The organism is Clostridium celatum (assembly GCF_021412605.1).
GTDB classification, from domain to species: domain Bacteria; phylum Bacillota; class Clostridia; order Clostridiales; family Clostridiaceae; genus Clostridium; species Clostridium celatum.
Window position 1 is genome coordinate 1 of sequence record NZ_JAJKGM010000039.1, and the last position, 22780, is coordinate 22780.

The 22780-nt window shown below is 28.0% G+C and carries 18 protein-coding genes; 3 read left to right on the forward strand and 15 right to left on the reverse strand.

Translation table 11 applies throughout. From position 1 onward, the window contains the following. Positions 1 to 195: 195 nt before the first annotated feature. On the reverse strand, positions 196 to 1221 hold the full coding sequence (locus tag LPC13_RS13470; protein WP_005213245.1) for a YeiH family protein: 1026 nt from the start codon (positions 1219 to 1221) through the stop codon (positions 196 to 198). A 241-nt stretch (positions 1222 to 1462) separates the two neighbouring features. Here LPC13_RS13470 and LPC13_RS13475 point away from each other — a divergent pair, with 241 nt between their 5' ends. Beyond that, positions 1463 to 2356, forward strand: coding sequence for a LysR family transcriptional regulator (locus LPC13_RS13475; protein ID WP_005213247.1), 894 nt, complete (start codon positions 1463 to 1465; stop codon positions 2354 to 2356). 78 nt (positions 2357 to 2434) lie between these two features. Next, on the forward strand, positions 2435 to 2830 hold the full coding sequence (locus tag LPC13_RS13480) for a hypothetical protein (protein ID WP_040419397.1): 396 nt from the start codon (positions 2435 to 2437) through the stop codon (positions 2828 to 2830). A gap of 80 nt (positions 2831 to 2910) precedes the next feature. Here LPC13_RS13480 and treR read toward each other — a convergent pair whose 3' ends face one another. The 10 genes from treR to LPC13_RS13530 form a co-directional block, all read right to left on the reverse strand. After that, positions 2911 to 3621, reverse strand: a complete 711-nt coding sequence (gene treR, locus LPC13_RS13485) for a trehalose operon repressor (protein ID WP_005213251.1) — start codon at positions 3619 to 3621, stop codon at positions 2911 to 2913. Between the two features lie 34 nt (positions 3622 to 3655). Further along, on the reverse strand, positions 3656 to 5320 hold the full coding sequence (treC, locus tag LPC13_RS13490; protein ID WP_005213253.1) for an alpha,alpha-phosphotrehalase: 1665 nt from the start codon (positions 5318 to 5320) through the stop codon (positions 3656 to 3658). A 100-nt stretch (positions 5321 to 5420) separates the two neighbouring features. After that, the gene (gene treP, locus LPC13_RS13495; protein ID WP_005213255.1) at positions 5421 to 6833 is read right to left on the reverse strand and encodes a PTS system trehalose-specific EIIBC component; all 1413 of its coding nucleotides are present in this window, start codon (positions 6831 to 6833) and stop codon (positions 5421 to 5423) included. A 259-nt stretch (positions 6834 to 7092) separates the two neighbouring features. Then, on the reverse strand, positions 7093 to 8517 hold the full coding sequence (gene cls / locus LPC13_RS13500; protein ID WP_005213257.1) for a cardiolipin synthase: 1425 nt from the start codon (positions 8515 to 8517) through the stop codon (positions 7093 to 7095). Between the two features lie 166 nt (positions 8518 to 8683). Continuing rightward, positions 8684 to 9229 carry a nitroreductase family protein gene (locus LPC13_RS13505; protein WP_005213259.1) on the reverse strand — a complete coding sequence of 182 codons (546 nt, stop codon included), beginning with the start codon at positions 9227 to 9229 and terminating at the stop codon, positions 8684 to 8686. A gap of 39 nt (positions 9230 to 9268) precedes the next feature. Beyond that, positions 9269 to 9568, reverse strand: a complete 300-nt coding sequence (locus tag LPC13_RS13510) for a Dabb family protein (RefSeq protein WP_040419407.1) — start codon at positions 9566 to 9568, stop codon at positions 9269 to 9271. 141 nt (positions 9569 to 9709) lie between these two features. Next, positions 9710 to 10009 (reverse strand): HNH endonuclease signature motif containing protein, encoded by a 300-nt coding sequence (locus LPC13_RS13515; protein WP_005213263.1) that lies wholly within the window; start codon positions 10007 to 10009, stop codon positions 9710 to 9712. 94 nt (positions 10010 to 10103) lie between these two features. Then, on the reverse strand, positions 10104 to 10676 hold the full coding sequence (locus LPC13_RS13520) for a hypothetical protein (RefSeq protein ID WP_040419401.1): 573 nt from the start codon (positions 10674 to 10676) through the stop codon (positions 10104 to 10106). Between the two features lie 81 nt (positions 10677 to 10757). Beyond that, positions 10758 to 11468 (reverse strand): protein kinase domain-containing protein, encoded by a 711-nt coding sequence (locus LPC13_RS13525; protein WP_005213265.1) that lies wholly within the window; start codon positions 11466 to 11468, stop codon positions 10758 to 10760. A 21-nt stretch (positions 11469 to 11489) separates the two neighbouring features. After that, the gene (locus tag LPC13_RS13530) at positions 11490 to 11738 is read right to left on the reverse strand and encodes a hypothetical protein (RefSeq protein ID WP_157464283.1); all 249 of its coding nucleotides are present in this window, start codon (positions 11736 to 11738) and stop codon (positions 11490 to 11492) included. A gap of 200 nt (positions 11739 to 11938) precedes the next feature. Here LPC13_RS13530 and yaaA point away from each other — a divergent pair, with 200 nt between their 5' ends. Further along, positions 11939 to 12694: a peroxide stress protein YaaA gene (gene yaaA / locus LPC13_RS13535; protein ID WP_005213267.1), complete on the forward strand. Its 756-nt coding sequence runs from the start codon at positions 11939 to 11941 to the stop codon at positions 12692 to 12694. Positions 12695 to 12866: 172 nt separating this feature from the next. On the opposite strand, the gene LPC13_RS13540 is transcribed toward yaaA, so the two are convergent. From LPC13_RS13540 to LPC13_RS13555, 4 genes are all read right to left on the reverse strand, one after another. Further along, a complete protein-coding gene (locus LPC13_RS13540; protein ID WP_005213268.1) occupies positions 12867 to 14324 on the reverse strand; it encodes a protein adenylyltransferase SelO in 1458 nt (485 codons plus the stop codon). A 277-nt stretch (positions 14325 to 14601) separates the two neighbouring features. Then, on the reverse strand, positions 14602 to 16020 hold the full coding sequence (locus LPC13_RS13545; RefSeq protein WP_195244871.1) for a glycoside hydrolase family 1 protein: 1419 nt from the start codon (positions 16018 to 16020) through the stop codon (positions 14602 to 14604). 280 nt (positions 16021 to 16300) lie between these two features. Further along, positions 16301 to 17044 (reverse strand): DeoR/GlpR family DNA-binding transcription regulator, encoded by a 744-nt coding sequence (locus tag LPC13_RS13550; protein ID WP_195244872.1) that lies wholly within the window; start codon positions 17042 to 17044, stop codon positions 16301 to 16303. 287 nt (positions 17045 to 17331) lie between these two features. Continuing rightward, positions 17332 to 22680 (reverse strand): discoidin domain-containing protein, encoded by a 5349-nt coding sequence (locus tag LPC13_RS13555; protein WP_234088892.1) that lies wholly within the window; start codon positions 22678 to 22680, stop codon positions 17332 to 17334. Between the last annotated feature and the right edge of the window lie 100 nt (positions 22681 to 22780).

Genomic DNA, 22780 nt, shown 5'->3' on the forward strand with positions numbered 1-22780 from the left:
ATAAATTAATATATTTTAAATTATATTACATATTTGTATAAAATTAAAGACTACTGACACTTTGTCAGCAGTCTGAGAACATAATAAATATATAATATTTATTATGTTCTTAATTACTATGTTTAAAATATTTTTAAAATATATTTTATACTTATTATAATAAATAATTTTAATGTCTATTTTTTACTAAGAATATTATCTTACTAATATAAATATTAATATTAACGCTGCTACTATTTGTAAAGTTCCAACACCTAAAGCATATAGTGATACTGCTTTTCCCTGCTTAAGTAGTTCTTTTACATTAACTCTTAATCCAATAGCAGCTAATGCTATTATTTCAAGGTTATTGCTTATTTGCTTACATATGTTTGATACAGAAATTGGAATTATATGTAATGAAAATAATGCACAAGTAATAAAAAATCCAATTACATACCAAGGGATTTTTACTTTCTTCTTTTCTATTTCTTCAACTTCTTCGCGAACTATTTCTCCATCTGATTTATTCTTTAAATGACCAAATATAAATACTACAACTACAAGTAATACAACTCTTAATATTTTAAAAATCATTGCTATATCTTTCACTTCTTCACCGACCATAGCACCACTAGCTGCTACTTGACCTACTGATTGTAAAGTACCACCAATTAGAGCTCCTGTAGGCATTACATCTGATTTAAATAAAGCCTTAGCTATTAATGGCAAAATAAACATTAAAACTATTCCTGTAATATTTACTATAGTTATTGCTATTCCTTTATCTTTGTCATCTGCATCAATTACTGGTGCTGTGGCAGCTATTGCTGATGAACCACATACAGCATTACCACTAGCCATTAAAAATCTGAAATTTTCACTAAATCCCAATTTCTTTCCTATATATAAAACACCTATTATTGTTATTGCCATTTGTAATATTATAAATGTAAACCCACCTATTCCTAGTTCTAATAATGTACTTACACTTAAAGTTGCACCTAATAATACTATAGAATATGATAATATATCAGTTTCTGAAAATTTATATCCTTTTTGAAAAATATCTTGATTTAAAAATAAATTTCCAATAAACATTCCTAAAAATATTGATATTGTTCCAGCTCCTAATTGGGGTACAAATTTAGCAATAAATATTCCTATAAGAGCTACTACTACCGATACTAAAAGTCCTGGTAATATTTCCTTAACATATTTAACAAATTTATTATTATTCATAATTTTAATTTACCTCCCAATTACTTTTTTCATTTACGTAATTAGTATATATATGAAATTATCATAAGTAAAATAAATCTTTAACATAATAATCATTACTTTTATTAATAATTAGTGTATAATATTATTAACAATATTATTTTGTCCTTTAACATAAAAGTTATTACTTTTATTAATTACTAAAAAAAAGTTTACATATTTTTTTTTAAATCTACTTAAATTAATTTAGGAGGAGTTCAATTTGCTAGAAGAATTTAAAACATTTATTGCTGTAGTTGATTTTCAAAATTTCACTAAAGCTGCTGAACACTTGAATCTTTCTCAACCAAGTGTTAGTACTCATATTAAGAATTTAGAAAGCTCTTTTGGAGTAACATTAATAAATCGTTCTGTCAAACAAAAAACTATTTCTATTACTGAAAGCGGATATACCTTATATAAAAGAGCAAAAGAAATTTTACATCTTTTAGAAGTCACTTATTCAGATGTTAAAAATCTTTCTAATTCTACTAAAGGAAGTATTAGAATTGGTGCTAGTTTGACTATCGGAGAATATGTTCTTCCAAAATTTTTATCTTATTTTTCTGAAAAATATCCTGATATAGATGTAGAAATAGTCATTGAAAATACTTCTCTAATTTCTGAACATTTAAAGAAAATGACTTTAGATATAGGTATTATTGAAGGTTCTATTTCTTCTACTTTTTTTAAACAAGAATATTTTTTAGAGGACAGCTTAGTTTTAGCAACTCCATATAGTGATAATTTAAAGAATAATGATCTAAATATAGATTCTCTTCAAAATCAAAAATGGATAGCTAGAGAAGATGGTTCTGGAACTAGAGAATATCTTAATTTATTTTTAACTCAAAATAAAATTGTTCCTAAAAGCATTATGGTTTTAGGAAGTAATTTAGCTGTTAAAGAAGCTGTTAGAAATAACTTAGGTATAACTATTATTTCTAGCCTTGTAGTTTCTGAAGCTGAAGCAAGGAAGGAACTATCTACTTTAAATCTTAATACAGAATTTAGTAGATCATTTTCATTTATTTATCCAAAAGAATTAATACTTTCAAAAGCAGCTGATATTTTCTTACAAGAATTAAAATCTTATGTTGCAAATACTCTTTCTTAATTTATTTTAATTATTGTTTGTATTTTAAAATTTTATAGTATACACTTATAATCAACGAATATGAAAAGAGGTTTATTTATGGCAGTACATTTAATAACATATTATTTACAAGAACAGTTCCATGAACATGAAGGTTGTGGTTGTGAAGACCACTCACATGATCATAGTTGTAACTGTGACGATAATCATGAGCATTCAGAAAATTGTGGATGTGGAGATGATGATTGCGGCTGTGGTGGAGATGATGATTATGATTTAATCGGAGTAATAGAATCATTAGGCCGTTGGGCACAATTTATGCCAACAAGTTTTCTTGTTGAATCTTCATTAACTTGTGATGAAATATTAGATAAACTTGCCCCTACAATAGGTAGTAGAGATTTATTATTTGTTTCAAAAGTAAACTCAAAAGATATGGCATGCCTAACTCCACAAGTAAAAGACTGGATTCAAAAAGTAGAATCTCAACAATAAAATTAATGTCCCTGCTACAAGTATAGTAATTAAATGTAGCAGGGACATTAATTTTTTATTATATTTTTCTTGAAGTATCTCTAGTGTCTTCTTGCAAAATCCACGAAGACAAATTTGTCTGGTCTATGTCTAGATTCTGTATATTGGAATAAGCTTGTATCATCTAAATATGTATAGCTTTTTACAACTACTATCATTTCAAAGCCCTTCATATCTAAATATTTTTTGTCCTCTTCTGTAGCATTTTGAACTGTTATTTCTTTTTTTGCATATGCAATCTTTAATCCAAGTTCACCTTCTACATATTCATATAAGGAATTTCTACAAATATCTTCTGTAAGATTCTTAACAAACTTTTCAGCAACATAATCTTTATCTAAAATTACTTTTTCGCCATCCATTGATCTAGCTCTAACTATTCTCCATACCTTATCATCTGGATTTAACTCTAGCCCACTTGTAATATTTTTTTTAGGAATTATACATTCTAAAGCCTCTACAGTAGTTTCTATAGGACTATTTATTTTTTTTCCTATTTCCTTTAAACTAACTACCCCAGATACTGGAAAATTAAATTTATTTATATCTAAAACAAAAGATCCTTTTCCTTTTGTCTTTTGAATATAACCATTTTGCTCTAACATATTTAAAGATTTTCTTACTGTATCTCTAGATACACTATACTCATCCATCAATTCCTTTTCTGAAGGTAATTTATCATTAGGCTGATATTCTTTACTTTCAATTTTACTTACTATTACATTATATATATTTAAATACTTCTTATCCATTTTATCACCATAGTTATTTTACCATACCCAACTACTATTTCTCAATATAATACACAATAGATTCATAAGGTCTAAGAATAATTTGTTCCTTTAATTCACTTGAATCTTTATAATTTGATATTAATATATCTACTTTTTCATTATTACTTAATAATTCCTTTGATATATTTACCTTTTCTTCCTCACCATAAAAATTACTTAAAACTATTAATTTTTTATTATCATAACTTCTAGTATATGCTAATACTTTATTGTGTTCTTCTAATATCATTTCAATATTTCCCTTTGAAATAACATCATATTCTTTTCTTAAGGATATAAGCTTTTTATAATGATAAAATATAGAATCTTTATCCTCAACAGCCTTTTCTGCATTTATATCTTTATATGCTTTAGCTACTGGTATCCATGGTGTTCCTGTTGTAAATCCGCCATTCCCTTCATTATTCCATTGTACAGGGGTTCTAGCGTTATCTCTTGATTTTGATTTTAATATTTCTAAAATCTTTTCCTCTGATTCACCCTGTTCTTTTAATATATTATAGTAATTTATAGATTCAACATCTCTATATTCTTTTATTGTTTCAAAGTAAGGGTTAGTCATTCCAAACTCTTCTCCTTGATAAATATAAGGAGTTCCCCTCATCATATGGATAGTAGTTGCTAACATCTTTCCACTTTCCTTATGATATTCTTTATCATTTCCAAATCTAGATATTGCTCTAGGTTGATCATGATTACACCAAAACACTGCACTCCATCCATTGCCTTCTTGCATACCTTCTTGCCATGTCTTAAATATATCTTTAAGCATTTTAAAGTTAAAATCCATTAATGTCCACTTATCACCATTTTCATAATCAACCTTTAAGTGGTGAAAATTAAATACCATTGACAGTTCATGCTCATCAGGATTTGAATATTTAATGCAATTATCTACTGAAGTTGATGACATTTCTCCAACAGTTATTATATCTTCGTCTCTTCCAAATGTATTTTCATTAAGCTCTTTTAAATATTTGTGAATATTAGGTCCATCAGTATAAAATCTTCTTCCATCACCAATACTATCATTATCAAAAGTTTCTGGCTTTGATATAAGGTTTATTACATCTAATCTAAATCCCTTTACCCCTTTATTTATCCAGAAATTTACTATCTTATATATTTCTTTCCTCACTTCTTCGTTATCCCAATTTAAATCTCCTTGAGTGACATCAAATAAGTGAAGATAATATTCATTAAACTCTTCTACATACTCCCAGGCATTACCACCAAATTTTGAAATCCAATTAGTTGGAGGTTCATTATTTTTACCTTCTCTAAATATATAAAAGTCTTTATACTTCTTATCGCCTTTCAAAGCTTTTTTAAACCACTTATGCTCTGTAGAAGTATGATTTAGTACCATATCTAGCATTATTTCTATATTTCTTTTTTTTGCTTCTAATACTAAATTATCGAAATCTTCCATAGTTCCCATTCTTGGATCTATATTATAATAATCTTCCACATCATATCCATTATCTTTTTGAGGAGATACATAAACTGGAGTTAACCATATATAGTCTACTCCTAATTCTTTCAAATAATCTAATTTTTCTGTTACTCCGTTTATATCTCCAATTCCATCTCCATTTGAATCATTAAATGATTTAGGGTATATTTGATAAACTACACTTTCTCTAAAATCTTTCATACTTTACTATCTCCTTTTAATATAATCCTTTATTGACAAAGAAGGACAATATGCTTTAAGTAAAATTTTTACTATAAGCATATTATCCATTTTCTTTATATTAAGCTACATTTAATTTCTTTTTTCCAACTATTACTGTTAACATAAATGGTATTACTATTGCTACAACCATTGATACTGCAAACATCATCATATGTTGTGGTTGAATTGAAAGTATTCCTGGAAGTCCTCCAATACCAATTGCATTTGCCATAACTCCACTACTAACTGATATTATAGCTGCTATACCTGAACCAATCATTCCACAAATGAATGGGAATCCATACTTTAAGTTAACACCAAATAATGCTGGTTCTGTTACTCCTAAGTAAGCTGAAATACATGCTGGTATTGAAACTTGCTTTTCCTCTTCATTCTTTCTTTGTAAATAAACCATTGCAAGTACTGCTGATCCTTGAGCTATATTGGATAAAGCTATCATTGGCCAAAGTGATGTTCCACCTACTTGTGCCATTAATTGAAGATCAATTGCATTTGTCATATGATGTAATCCTGTAATAACTAAAGGTGCATAAACAAATCCAAATATTCCTGCAAATATTCCTCTAAATGATGAAGTTAATCCTGAATAAACTACTGTAGATATAACATCTCCAATTTTCCAACCAATAGGTCCAAGTACTGTATGAGCAATAAGTACTGATGGCACTAATGCAAAGAATGGTACTATTATCATTGAAATAGATGCTGGTGATATTTTTCTAAAGAATCTTTCTAAGTATACTAACACAAACCCTGCAAGTATTGCTGGAATAACTTGTGCTTGATAACCTATCATATTAACCTTTGCAAATCCAAAATCCCAAAATGGAATATCTGCTCCACCTGATACTGCATAAGCATTTAAAAGCTGTGGTGATACTAAAGTAATACCTAATACTATACCAAGTATTTGAGTTGTTCCCATCTTCTTAGTTATAGCCCATGTAATTCCTACAGGTAAGAAGTGGAATATCGCTTCACCTATAAGCCATAAGAAACTATGAGTGCCTGCCCAGAACTGTGAGATTTCAACTAAAGTTTTAGTTCCATCTTCAAAAAATTTAACATCTCCAATTATATTTCTAAATCCTAATATTAACCCACCAACTATAATTGCTGGAATAAGTGGTGAGAATATTTCTGCTAAGTTTGCCATAAGTCTTTGAATAAATGTCATATTTGACTTAGCTGCATCTTTAACACTATCTTTACTTACACCTTCTACACCTGAAACCTTTACAAAATCATTATAAAAATCAGTTACTGTATTTCCTATTATAACTTGGAACTGACCAGCTTGAATAAAAGTGCCTTTTACCGATTTTAAACTTTCTATTTTTTCTTTATCCGCTAGTGCTGTATTTTTTAATACAAATCTCATTCTAGTTACACAATGAGTAACAGCACTTATATTATCTTTCCCTCCTACATACTGTAGTAGTTCTTTTGAATCATTAATATATTTTCCCATCTCTCTTTGCCTCCTATTTCAATTTAATATGTCTCATAACTAAGTTTTATCTCAAACTTGTACGTACACCCTTTATGTATTCATAATAACTTGTACGTATAAGTTTGTCAACACTTTTTTTGAAACTGTTTTCACTTTTTTTTCATTATTTGTTTTTCTAAAAATTTTATAAAAAAAGTAGGTATAGAATTTTTGCTTTTTAAGCTTTCTATACCTATCACTTAATTGTTGCTCTAAGATAGTAAGTTAATTTACTAATCTAAAGAACACCTGAAAATAACCTCGATAACGATTCCTTTATTCTAACTACTCTATTTCTATTGTTATATTCATCTATTGTTAATTCTTTACTTTTTAATATATCTTTTTTAAATTCTGCCTTTTGTTCTTTTGCTATTTTACTTGAATATATAAATGCACAAACTTCAAAATTAAGTTCAAAACTTCTAGTATCCATATTTGCTGTTCCAATAGAACAAATTTCATCATCAATTACAATAGTTTTTGCATGAAGAAATGAATTTTTATCATAATGATAAATTTTAACACCAAACTTTATTAGCTCTCCTGCATAAACTAAATTTGCCCAATATACTAATGGATGATCCCCTTTACCTGGAATCATTATCCTTACATCAACTCCTGATGTTGCAGCAAGCTTTAAACTATCTGCTATACTTTTATCAATAATTAAATATGGTGATTGAATATACAAATATTTTTTTGCTTTTTGTATCATCTTTAAATACCCTAATTTTATTTCATATCTATCACTTAAATCAGGTCCACTAGATACTATTTGCATACCTATATCTGCATTTCTAACTCTTTCATCACTATCTTTTAATATTTCTTCTAAATTCATGACTTCTTTAGTTGCATATCTCCAATCTGCTAAAAATCTTAAATTTAAATCTTTCACTGCAGATCCTTTAAACTTTATATGCGTATCTCTCCAATAGCCAAATTTTTTATTTTTACCTAAATATTCATCTCCAACATTAAATCCACCAACAAAACCTACTTTGTTATCTATCACAACAATTTTTCTATGATTCCTAAAATTCATATTAAGATTAATAAATTTTAACCATGAAGGAAAGAATTCACCTATTTTACCACCAGCATTTACTATATTTTTTAGTACATCTCTATTTAAAGACCTACTTCCTACTGAATCATATAGTAATCTAACTTCAACTCCTTCTTTAGCTTTTTCTTCTAAAATATTTAATATTTTTGTTCCTATATCATCATTTTTGAATATATAAAATTCTATATTTATACTTTTCTTTGCTTCATTAAGGCTTTTTAATAATTCTTCAAAAAATCGCTTTCCATCAGAGTACATATAGACTGCATTATCCTCTCTATATGGTGAATAATCCATAGCTTCAAGAGCCATTATCATATCGCTATTATTTCCTTTTAAATATCTTTTATCTTTAATTTGATTTAAATAATTTTCAAATATCCTTAGTTCATTATTTTTTATACCAAACATATTAGCTTTATTCATTCTTCTTCCAACAAGTAAAAATGCTATAAATCCTATTACTGGGGCTACATATAAAATAAGCGTCCATGCAATGATACTATTGGCAGATCTTTTTTCATTAAAAACCATATAAACTATAGTTAAAAGATTTATAATATGTATTAAAATAGTTATTATTTTAAACATAACATTCCTCCTCCTTTCAAATAATATAAAATTAACTTCCTTAAACTAAGATAAATTATTATGTAAATTATATTAAACATTATTATTTTACCTTAATACGCTTATTTTAACTACAAAAAAAGAATAATTCCATTTTATCAGAAATTATTCTTTAAATTATTTTTTATTATCTAACTATTAAACTTCTCCCTGGAATTCTCTTAGGAACTATACTTTCTTTCGATGCATATCCAATGGCTGCACATCCTATAACTTCGAAGTCAGCTGGTATATGACATCTATTAAGAATACTTCTAACAACTTTATAATCACAAGTATCTTTTAATTGATTTATCCAACAAGATCCTAACCCTAAAGATGTTGCTGCCAAAAATATATTTTCTAGTCCTGCAGAACCATCAGTGAATGAATACTTATAATCTTTCTTTGCTGTTACTATTATAAGTGTTGGAGCATTATAATAAAAATTATAATTTTCATTTTCCCCTCTAGAATCACCAATTTCCTTAAAAACATTTTTTACAGCTTCATTTAGTTCTTGTAACACCTCTTTATTTTGAATAGCTGTATAATAACATCCCTGAGTATTCATTCCACTTGGCCCACATAATGCACATTCTAATATTTCATTCAACTCTTCTGTTGATATTTGTTTTTCATCATAAGCTCTACAACTTCTTCTTGATTTTATATTTTTTATTACCTCATTCATATACCTCACCCCTATATTTTAATTTTTAATTTGAAATTATTAGTCATCAACTGAGAAAAAGTCCATACACATTCTATTACAAGTTATACTTCTAACAAATTCAGCTACTTTAATATGCTCCTCGTGTACTTGATAATTATTTAAATCCTCTATACTTTCAAAAGTACTATTTAACATTATATCTGCATTGCTACCTGCTATGGGTGTTGTAACAACTTCAATCTTAATAATCCCTGGTATTTTATCCTTTAATCCCTCTAATTCATTTTTTATTTTTAGTTTATCTTCTTCGCTTCCTTTACCTTCTTGAAAATTCCACAAAATTATATGTTTAATCACTTTTACATCTCCTCTTAAAGTAATTTCTATATTAATTATACCAAATAAAGGATACATTTAAAATTCTACTTTTTAAATGTATTCCCATTAAAATTTAAATATATAGTTTTTTAGTTATTATTTTCATTAAAAGTAAAGTCTTTATGACTTTCTTCTTACTTCCCTTGACTTTTTGATTGGAGTAACTTTCGTTGGTGGTTGTTTTCTTATATATTTTAAATATTTAGAAACTTTTTCATCTCTTTCTAGTGCTTCTATTGTATTTAATCTCATTCCAAGTTCTCTATTGGTATATAATGCATGAATTTGTCTATGACAATATAAACATAGCCATGCAACTGCCATATTTCTACCACCTTCTTCACGTGGAATCAAATGATGCTGTGTAACCTTTAGTATACCTCTTCTTTTACACAATTCACAAACATATTCTTCAAACATACTCTTCACCTATAAAATCATATCTACAATATTTATTATATTCATTATCTTTATACTCTAACAATGATTTTAACATTTGCTAATAATATCTTTATTAATTTTGCCTTTCATTAAATATATCTTTTATAAATTCCTCATAATTATATCGTTGACTATGATTATTTCCATAATAAATATTATTTGAAATTATAATTTCATTTAATCTTTTAGAATCTAAATAATTAATTTTATTAAAATCTCCCTCTTCGTATAAATCCCTTAGAGTCTCTCCTATATATAATAAACTATTATAATGTGTTCCACTAGAAAATCCCCTTACTTTAGACTCCCTATGACTTTCATTATCAAAAAATAAAGATTTAGCTAACCACCCTTCTTTTGCCCTTCCTCTTTTAGTGCATTTAGTTAAAATTAAATTTATATCATCTGTAAATTCTGTAAAATATCCAGAATTCATCTTTATTCCAACAATTGGATACCACAAACCTTTAATCTTCCCACTATTAGTTCCTGATGACCTAAAGTAAGCTAAAGTTACCCTTTCTACTCCATAAATATACTTAATATTTACATCAATTAATCCTATCATTCTAAATGGATCAATGGTATATACATTTGCCTTAAAGCTTTTTGGATACATTTCTATAATTTTAATTGTATTTTTCATCGTATATCCCCCTATTTTATCTATAAAAAACACCATATGATATTTAAATTAACGCTTTATATCACATGGTGCATTTCATTTTTAACTAATACTTCTAATCTTATTAAGCTGATTTCTTATTTCTTCAATGCTTGTATAACTTTTTTCAAGTCCCATAAGACGTTTTATAAAAATTTTTTCCTCATCATTTAAATCCAGTTCTTCATACCAAGGTCTTTCTTCATTATCAGTTTCGATATAGGATGAATAATACAAATGTAATAGAAAATCACCAAGATACCAATAGTCTATTTCTTTCTCATGATTTTTGTCAATGTATCTAGCTAGACCAAAATCAATTAAAGTAAATTCCTTATTTTCTTTTATTATTATATTTGGTAGTCTAATATCTCGGTGTACTATATTTCTGCTGTGCAATATATCTACCAAATCTAAAAGTTTATCTGCAACTTGATAAATTTCCTTCTTACTAAACTCATGCCCAACCTCAACTAATAAATCTTCGAATACTATTCCTTCAACATATTCCAATAAATATCCTTCACAATATTTGTCTTTAAATTTTGATATAAATTTAGGAAATTTAGAATCATTTAGCTCTGTTAATATTCTTTCTTCATAAAACAAATTCTCTCTAGTTACTTCTAGCATATCTAATTTTAATTGTTTTACTACGCATTTTTCATTCTTATCATTTATAGCCAAATACACAATTCCATATCGACCTTCACCTATCTCTTTAATAATAGAGTACCCATTTACTACTTCGCCCTTTTTGTAATATCTGTCCATAATTGATTTCTCTACATATTATTATCTACTATATGATCTGCTATATGAATCACTATAAGAGTCACTTGATGATTCACTATATGATTTTGAGTTACTATATGAGTTTGATCTACTATATGAATTTTCTGAATTGCTATAAAATCTACTATATGATTTGCTATCTGATTCACTTGATTTACTGCTAGCTGATTCACTTAGATTGCTATAGTTTCTTCTCCTCATTTTGTAATACCTATAACCATTACATGACCTTTCTCTATAATTTCTCATCTAAACCATCTCCTATTTTGTATAATTAATATTAACTATACTTAATTTATACTATGCATAAATCATACATGATGTTACATATTTTTATTATTTAGACTACTAAATCTATTCGTATTACCATTTTATTATCTTATAAACATAATCATTTTTACTTCTATATGCTATAATATGAATAAATATTTAACAAGGAGAGTAGTTCTATGAAAAAACAAGGATTTAACATAATTATTTCCCCTGCCAAAAAAATGAATATATGTAATGATGACATAATAAGTGAATCTCTACCTAAATTTCTAGATAAGACAGAGCTTATTTTCAATATTTTAAAATCTCTTAATTATGAAGATTTAAAAAAATTACTTAGTTGCAATGACGATATCGCAGAGCTTAATTATGATAGGTATAAATATATGAATTTACATAAAAATTTAACACCTGCAATACTTGCTTATGAAGGAATTCAATATAAATATATGTCACCTCACTCTTTTGATAATGAAGCTTTTAATTATATATCTAATAACTTGAAAATATTATCTGGCTTTTATGGTGTTTTAACACCTTTTGATGGCGTTGTTCCTTATAGACTTGAAATGCAGGCCAAGCTTAAAACTGATAACTTTAAAAACTTATATGATTTTTGGAATAATACCTTATATAATGAAATTACTAAAGATAGCAATATAATTTTAAATTTAGCATCAAAAGAATATAGTAAAATTATTGAAAAATATCTAACAAAAGATGATATTTTTATTACTTGTATTTTTGGTAGTATTAAAGACTCTAAAATTAAAGTTAAAGCTACCGAAGCTAAAATGGCTCGTGGACTTATGGTAAGATATTTAGCTGAAAATAATATCACTAATATTGAAGATATAAAAAAATTCTCTGAACTTAATTTTGCTTACTCTGAATCTCATTCTACAGCTACTGAATTTGTATTTTTAAAATAGTTCAATTAATTTATTCTCTAGAAATATTATATAAACCTATATATAATAAACATTTATATATATTGCTTTTAGATATAAAAAGGACAATATCTGTTAAGAATATTGTCCTTTCACAACTAAATTTATTGAACTATTAATTTAAAAATATATTTTTTTAAATCCATACAATGATTTAAGTACCACAAAAGGTTCTATATGGTGTCTTACATTTATTATTCACTATTGCATACTCTTCTTGACTCTTTGAATATTCATATGGATTTTTAAGAACTTCTAAAAGCCTTTCCATTAAACTATAATCATGGTTATTAACAGCCTTCTCCAAAGCTTCTTCAACCCTATGATTTCTCGGAATAACTGCTGGATTACTTTTTTTCATTAATTCCTTTGCTTCTTTCATTGATTGTTCTTGTTTTTTTAATCTTTCCCTCCAAATATTTAGCCACTTATCAAATTCATCTATTCCACTCATTTCTAATTCATCAATACTATCTAAAGTTAATGCCCTAAATGTATTAGTATAATCTGCTCCATACTTATTCATTATACTTAAAATCCCTTCGATTATATACTTATCCTCTGGCTTTTCATTGAATAAACCTAGCTTTCTTCTCATACCTGACATCCACTTTTCCATATAAATATTAGAAAAATCTGAAATAGCATTTTTAGCTAACATAATTGCTTTATCTTTATCTTCGCTCAATATTGGTATTAAACTTTCGGCAAATCTTGCAAGATTCCATACTGCGATATTAGGCTGATTTCCATATGCATATCGTCCATTAGTATCAATTGAGCTAAATACAGTTTCTGGATTATATGTATCCATAAAAGCACATGGTCCATAATCGATAGTTTCTCCGCTTATTGTCATATTATCAGTATTCATAACCCCATGTATAAATCCTACTAATTGCCACTTTGCAATAAGATTAGCCTGTTTTTCTACAACACTTTTTAATAAAGCTAGGTATTTATTCTCGTTATCATCTACTTCTTTAAAGTGTCTTTTTATAGTATAGTCTGCTAAAATTTTAAGCTCTTCAATACTTCCATATCTAGCTGCATACTGAAATGTTCCAACTCTAATGTGACTTGAAGCTATACGAGTTAATATTGCTCCTTCTAAAATTTTTTCTCTGATTATTTTCTCACCTGTTGTAACTACTGCTAAGCTACGAGTAGTTGGTATATCTAATCCATGCATAGCTTCACTTATAATATATTCTCTAAGCATTGGTCCAAGTGCAGCTTTTCCATCTCCTCCTCTTGAATAGAGAGTTTTACCTGCCCCTTTCAATTGAATATCTATCCTTTCTCCATTCTTTGTTACATATTCACCAAGAAGTATAGCTCTACCATCACCTAACATATTAAAATATCCAAATTGATGTCCAGCATAAGCTTGTGAAATAGGGGTAGTACCATCAATAACTTTGTTGCCTGATAGTACTTCTATAGCATCCCCATCTTTTAATAAGTTTACTTCCATTCCTAATTCATCTGCTAATGAATCATTTAAAATAACTAATTCTGGTTTTGGTACGCAACTTGGATTTTGCTTTGTATAAAAAATATTTGGAAGGTTTATATATGTATTTTCTAAATTAAATATTTTTTTACTCATTGCTTTCTCCCTTATATTTTGATTATTTCTACTAAATTAACTAATTAGCTTAATACAAACTTGTAACATATCATCTTTTAAAATACCTACCTGTAAAATTTATAATAACTATATTATATAGCTTCCCCTATATTATTAATTTATATAAACAATAGGCACTTACATTTAATGTAAGCGCCTATTTACTAATATAATTTTAAATACACTTTTAATCTTATTTCAATATACATTATACTTTTTATACATTATATAAAGGAAATTTTTGTTTTAGTTCATATTATCTTTTTAAGCTTCCACCATTAGTTGCTATAACTTCTTTATACCAATCAAAGCTTTTTTTCTTATATCTTTCTAACGTTCCAGTTCCATCATCATTTCTATCTACATAGATGAATCCATATCTCTTCTTAAGCTCTGCAGTTGATGCTGATACTAAATCTATACATCCCCAAGTAGTGTATCCCATAAGTTCTACACCATCTTCAATTGCTTCTGCAACTTGAACTAAGTGATCATTTAAGTAATTAATTCTATAATCATCATTAACAGTTTTATTACCATTTTCATCAATAATTAATTCATCTACTGCTCCTAGTCCATTTTCAACTATGAATAATGGTTTTTGATATCTGTCATAGAAGAAGTTTAGAATATATCTTAACCCTTCTGGATCTATTTGCCATCCCCAATCAGATGCTTTTAAATATGGATTTGGTACTCCCGGTATAAGATTTCCCTTACCAGCTTTATTCTTCTCTGGATCTGCAGTGGCACATGAACTCATATAGTAGCTAAATGAAATAAAGTCTACTGTATTTTTTAATATTTCTGCATCTCCATCTTCAAACTTAATTTCAATATTATTTTCTTTGAAATATCTATTCATATATTTTGGATACTCTCCTCTTGCATGAATATCAGCAAAGAAAAGATTTGCTCTATCTTGTTCTACAGCTTTCAATACATCACTTGGCATAGGAGTTAATGGATAATTTGGTACTCCTAAAATCATACATCCAATTTTAAATTCTGGATTTATTTCATGTCCAATTTTAACTGCTAATGCACTAGCAACAAGCTCATGATGCATTGCTTGATATAAATCTTGCTTAGTTAACTTTTCCTTTGGTGTCAATATTCCAGCACTCATTAACGGAAAATGTAAAGCTGAATTTATTTCATTAAATGTTAACCAATATTTTACCTTATCCTTATATCTTGTAAAAACTGTTCTAACATACTTTTCAAAGAATCCTATAAGTCTCCTATCTACCCATCCATCATAATTTTTAGCAAGTGCTAATGGAGTTTCATAGTGTGATAAAGTAACTAATGGTTCTATTCCATACTTAGCTAACTCATCAAATACTTTATCATAGAATTCTAGCCCCTTTTCATTTGGTTCTTTATCATCACCATTAGGAAATATTCTTGACCAAGCAATAGATAATCTAAATGTTTTAAAGCCCATTTCAGCAAATAATTTTATATCCTCTTTATATCTATGATAGAAATCAATACCAATAAGTTTCATATTATCTTCTGTTGGCTCTTCTGTTACTGGACCTGTTATTCCTTTTGGCATAATATCTTGAATTGATAGTCCCTTACCATCTTCATTATATGCTCCTTCAAATTGGTTAGCAGCTGTAGCTCCTCCCCACAAAAAATTATCTGGGAATTTTATACTATTCATAATTACCTCCAATATATTTACCATTAATATTCTCTCTTTCCTCAATTATAAATCACTTATTGAACAAAAGTCAATATTTTAGTTCAACATTTGTTCATTTTATGAATTTTTCAAATAAAAAAGACTTTAGCAAAATAAAAATATGAATGTTTTCTACACAGTTTATAATAAAATTATTACATTCATATATAATTTTGTTAAAGTCTCTTATAAATTACTTAATATTTTATTAAAATTAAGTAATAATTCACATATACTCCTACAACTTATTTAATAAACTCTAAGTCGCATATATAATATTTAAATTTTTATCTTCAAAATCTATTTTAGCTTCGGTAATTACTATAGCTTGAGAAAATTCTCCATAAGTATAAAACCTCTTAATGTTAAATTTAGATGTGTCTGCAAGCACATAACACTTATCAGATGAAGCAATAACAGCCTTTTTTACTTGACCATCACTTAGCATATCAGTAGTAAATCCACCCTTAGTATCTATTCCCATAGTTCCTAAAAAAGCAATATCAAAGTTCATATCATTAATTTTTTTTACAATATCTTCACCTTCTATTAAATTTAACTCTGGCTTTGCATACCCACCTAAAATATAAGTATTTATTCCCTTTTCCATAAGCCTTTGAATATGAAGAATACCATTAGTTACAACTGTTATATTCTTTGCACTAATATAATCTATCATAAAATAGCATGTTGAACCTGAATCTATAAATATAACATCATTATCTTTTATAATTTCAGCAGCTTTTTTGGCAATCCTAATCTTTTCTTCCTTCTTATTAGTAAAAATTTTTTCTATATCACAATATGCATCTATATTATTTTGCTCTACTATTTCTGCTCCGCCACGAGTTCTCTTAATATGTCCTCTTTCTTCCATTGCTATTAAATCACGTCTTAATGTTGACCTTGATATCTTAAAATTTTCCATCATTTCTTCAACTGTAGCAAACTTCTTTTCTTTTAAATATTCTAAAATCTTCATCCATCTATCTATTAATATCATATATATCACCCATTATCATATTCCTATATAATCAATTGTTCATTATATGAACAAAATATTAACACTACATAATTTTCCTGTCAATATATTTTTAAAAATTATAATTGCTTACATTCTCTATTTATTTAACTATTATACCATTAATCCTTATGCAAAATAACTTCATTTATATATTTATTTAAAATTACGAAAAATGCTCCCTTTATAGCTCAGTTTACTATTAAACTGATTACTAAAAGGAAGCATATCTCATAGCTTATCAACTATTTTAATTTATAATCATTTTATTATCTACGTTTTTTAGTTAAAGTATATCCTAATGCCATTAATCCACTAGCTAAAACTACACCTATACCTCTTACTGGTGAACCTGTATCAGGTAGTTTTCCACTATTTTGACTATTACTATTGTTATCCCCACTTACTATATTATTAGAGTTTTGATTTTGAGAATTACTGCTATTTCCATTATTAGTACTATGATTTGCTTTAACTAATCCATTTATTGCTTTTGTTAGATTTTCTTCAGCTTTAGCTATTTCAGTAGCCGTTGCTTCTTGATTTTCCATAACATTTTTAGCATTCCTTAATGCCTTCTCAACATTACTCCAAGTTTCAGCTGTATAATTAGTAATATTTAATCCTTCCACCTTATTTATTAATCCTTCTAACTTATCTTTACTTGGTTTTAACCTTAACGATAAGAATGATCTTAATAAATCATTATAAGAATCTTTTACTTCTTCCTCCATAGCATTTTCATCATTTACTACAATATTAGCAAGTGATAATTGTGCTTCTAACTTATCCCAAGTTGATTTAATATATTCATCTCCATTTAATCCATTAATTCTATCAATTAATAAAATTAAAGCTTCTTTATCTCCCTTTTGGAAACATAAAAGTTGCATTACTGCACTTAATCTATCAAAAGATGTATCTATTGATTCTTGTGTAGCATTTGAATTTGCTAAAATTGCCTTTGCTTCTTCCAGTGCAGCTTTAAATTCATTAACTACTGCTGTAACCACTGAAGCTAATTCTTCTTCAGTTACTTTTTCAGCCTCTCCAACAGCAATTTCTAAGTGCATTTTAAATATTTCCTCTGGCTTTTCTGGTTTTTCTTCAGCCTTTTCTAAATCATTTACAGCAGTATTCAATATATTTAATACATTATCTACATCTGCTTTTACTGATTCTATATTTGAAACTACTGAATTTACACTATTTAAAGCATTAGCTAATACTGCCCAAGATTCTACAGTATAATCTAATTCATTTAACTCTTTAACTTTTGCTAATAAATCATTTAATTCTTTAGCTTCTAATAATCCATCATATGCAGCTATTAATTCAGCCTTTAATTCACCTAATTGAAGTGTATTTATTTCATCTAAAGCAGTAACTTTATTAACAACTCTATTATACCTATTTACAGTTGCTATTGTATAATCATTAGCATCAATATTTTTTACTAATGAAGCTAATTCAACCTTTTCTTCATCTGTTGCTGCTCTATCCTTCTTAGTTGCAGTTATCTCTTTTATTGCAGCAAAATTTGCTCCATTAAATGTAGATAATACAGTTATACGAATTGCACTTGCTGTAATATCTTCATCGAATACTATTGAATCATTAACTCCATCAATAAAAGCATCCTCTTTAAGAGTTGTCCACTCCCCATTTACTTTACCTTCTAATTTATAATCTTTAATTGATCCATTTGTTCCTTTGCCTCTTGAAACAACATTTACTGTATCAAAAGTAATTTCTCCACCAAAATCAACTGCTAACCAGTGGTTGCCTTCGTGATTATCTCCACCAATATAATTTGTATGCCACCAGCTTCCTAAATTCCCATCAATAGCACATTCTGCATTACCATCTCCAGTTGAACCTGACATTTCAGAACAAGCAGTTGCAGTCCAATTTTCTCTGCTATATTCAATTATAGCTTCACTCTTATATCCTTCATAAATTTCTTTAGCTTCATCATAGTAAATAGAATTATTTCTTAATTCAATATTTCCTAAAATACCTTTAAAGTTATTATCTGCAATTTGAACTTTTCCACTAGCAATTTCTTGATTTACTAATAATTCATCATATGATGAATTTGCTAATTCCCCATCAATATAAATCTTAAGCATACCATTTACTTCACGAACTGCTGCAATATGATGTAACTTTCCATCATTTATCTTACCAACATAAGTTGATTCTGTTGAAGTTGGTACATATTCGTCTGTTCCAAAAGTTCCATGAGCCTTTTCCACTACTGTAGTTACTTCTGATTTAGAATTTACTGCTAAATCTTTAACTTGTAAATTTAAATACCCTTCTTCATCAATAGTTAATTTAATATCTTCACCTTGGCTAAATAAATTAACATTATTTGAAGTTGTACTTACCGCCATTGAAATTCCAAAATCAGTTGTTCCTTCAAATACTTTATTTGATTTTAACTCATAAGTCTTATTAATATCTAATAAGAAAGTATCAATATTCCCATTATATTTCTTAGTAATATTTTCTCCATCAACTAACTCTTCTCCAGTTTGTACAAATATAACTTTTTCATTATCATAAACTGGTATTTCTAAAGTAGCTATCATTGAATTTCCGATACTATCTCTTTCACCATTAATATTTAACTTAACAGTATCACTTACTTTGTTTGCAGTATTAATTACTATAGTTCTATAATCAGCTTCTAACTCTGTAGATACTACTTCGTTACCTTCTACTGTATAAACTCCATCACCATTTTCAACACGTTCATTGAACTTAACAGTAATTTCACTATCTCCAGTTACTTTAGCAGATACTATTTCTGCTGCTTCATTATCTAAATTACCATATTGAAGAATTATAGTTTCATAAGGCTCTAAAGTAACTGTAATAGTATCTCCATAAGATACTGCTTCAGTTTCACCTACAACATATGGTAATACTTGATTTCCTCTTAAGTTTGAAACCGTCTTAGGAACTCCAACTACATCTGTTAGTTGTAATGAGTATTCTTGCACTTCTCCTGTTGGGTTTCTAAATGAAACTATACCTTCATTTCCATCCCAGCATGAATATCCATAAACACCTTGAGTTGCTCTATTGCCAAATAGCTTAGCCTTTTCTAATATATGAGAATTGGTTTCTGCAAAGTTTATTGCATCTGCATTTACTTGCCATTTTTCATCATCCATTATTGATGGTGAATAATATAATTCCCAGAATGCTGTTCCTCTAACAGAGTTAGCAAATAAGAAATCTCTAAAATCTTCTGTAGTTGCTGAACTTCCATCCGATACACCATAAATAGGGTCATGGTTATATATATTCTTTAATGGGAATTGAACTTGGTTTACTTTAAACAAGTTATAGTAAACATTATCTCTATAAGTTATTTTTTGTTGATGTCTTGCACCAGTTCCAGCTTGTCCTGTATCACCAGAATCTTGTACCCATACAGTATTTACCCATTGTAATATCCATGGGCTTAAGTTTACATAACAAGTTGCATTAATAAATAAATCTTTTCCTTCTTCAGCACGATTTTCTCTCATTTCTTCCCATGCATCTGTCCACTTTTCCCATAAATCAGTTGTATAGTACATATTATTTGTACCACCTGTCATATGGTCATGATTTTCATTTGTACAAGGTCTAACTGCGAATCCATCAATTTTCCAATAATCAACATCAAATCTTTCTTGGTAATCAACAAACATACTAGTTAAGTTATTTACATATTTATCTGAACCAACGCAAACATTGTTCCAATAATCACTTTGAACATATCCAGTTCCCATTTTTTCCATATATTTCGCAAATCCACCAAAGTAGTTATATCCACCTTGTGGCCCTACCCAAACACCAAATTTTGATTGGAACTTATTAGTTAATTCTGTAGAAGTGTATAATTCATTAGGGAACTTATCATTAAATTCCCAGAATCCAGTACGATTCATGCTTTCTCCAGCATCTGCTGATGAAATATTTGGATTAAACTCCTCATCTCTATAGTTATTCCATCCATCATCAACAACATATGAATCAACTGGTTCTATACCATTTTCAGTTAATCCTTTTTCAGAACCATAAAAAGATTTTGCAATACTTTCATCTGTAATTCCAAGCATATTGTCATACCAAGAGTTATATTGTTTTCTAAACTCAGTTGGTGTTGCTATTTCTGAAATATATTCATAAAAGTCAGTTTGAACAACATCAGTATCAATGCCTTGGGCTGCCCCTACAACATTTTGCCAAGATACAAATTTACCATCTGTAGTTAATTGATTATCTGATCTTAATTGTTCAAAGCTCTTTCCACTATAATATCTAATTTGCATTTCATCACTTACTATATCCGTATCTGCTGCTGGGAATTCTGAACCAAAGAACATACCATTTGCATAAATAGGTTGTCCTAGCATTAATTCATTTTTCCCTATCCACATTGATGATACATCTTTTAAGTCTGGATGTGACCATAATGTATCCTCTATATCATTAGACAAAATAAAATTATCTAAATCTATATAATCAATTCTAGCTGACTCATCATTTACTTGAATCTCTAAGAATGATCTCATATAATGATCATCCCCTTCAAGAACAGTTACCATATCAATTAAATATTCTACTCCATTAAATATATATGGTTCATATGAAATAGTTAACTTTTTACCATTTTCAATATCTTCAATTTTTGTAGCTTCGGTATTAATAATTAAGTCACTTGATTTGATTTCGGTTTTACTAGCCTCTTCTGACACATCTGGAGTTTCATCTACCTTATAAACATCTTCAAATAAGTTTATTTCTGAGCCAGTAAACTCTTGTGTACTACCTAATGCATCAGATAATTGATCTATTCTCACATATCTAGTTGTATATGTTTGATCAAAATTTCCATAAACAATATCTCCTACATTATGTAGACCTCCTTCTTCATGTAAGTTATGATCTTTTTCAGTAAATTCACCTAAACCTGCTTCTACCCAATTATCACCATCTTCACTTACATACAGCCTATACTCTCCCATAGTACCATTTTTACCATAAGCTGATTCTGAATATCCTGGTCTTTTTAAATATGAAAAAGATGATACTTCTTTAACTTCACCTAAATCAATTTTTAACGATACCGGATAACCTGAAATTTGATAGCGATCAATATAACTATCTTTATTTCCATCGAACAATTTAGCTACATCTGATTCTTGATATTGAGTTCCATCATTTGAAGAAAGTGTTGCACTCCATTCAGTACGATCTATAACTTGTGTTGGAGCTGTTCCTTTATTAACTTCACCTTCTCCTTCACCTGAATCTTCATCATCCTGTAATATATTAATCACAAAATCTTCCGATCCAGATTGTGGTACTAATGTTGTATTAGCTCTATTATTTTGAATTAAGCTAGTTAATACCCTTCCATCAACAATTGAAAACTCTCTTTTAATATAATCGTTTTCAATAGTGATATAATTACTTTCTTTACTTGCACTAACATTCCCGCTACCTTGTTGCTGAACTGTTTCTGCAGTAGCTACTAAAGATGTATTACTTATCATCATTGTCAAACATAATCCCGCAGCCATAAGTTTTCTTGAAATCTTACTAAACTTCATTATAATCCTCCCCTTATACCTAAAAATTTTTTTCTCGTATTATATTCTTTATAAATACTTACAAGAAAAAATGTATAGTATAATAGTGCAATTTCATCTT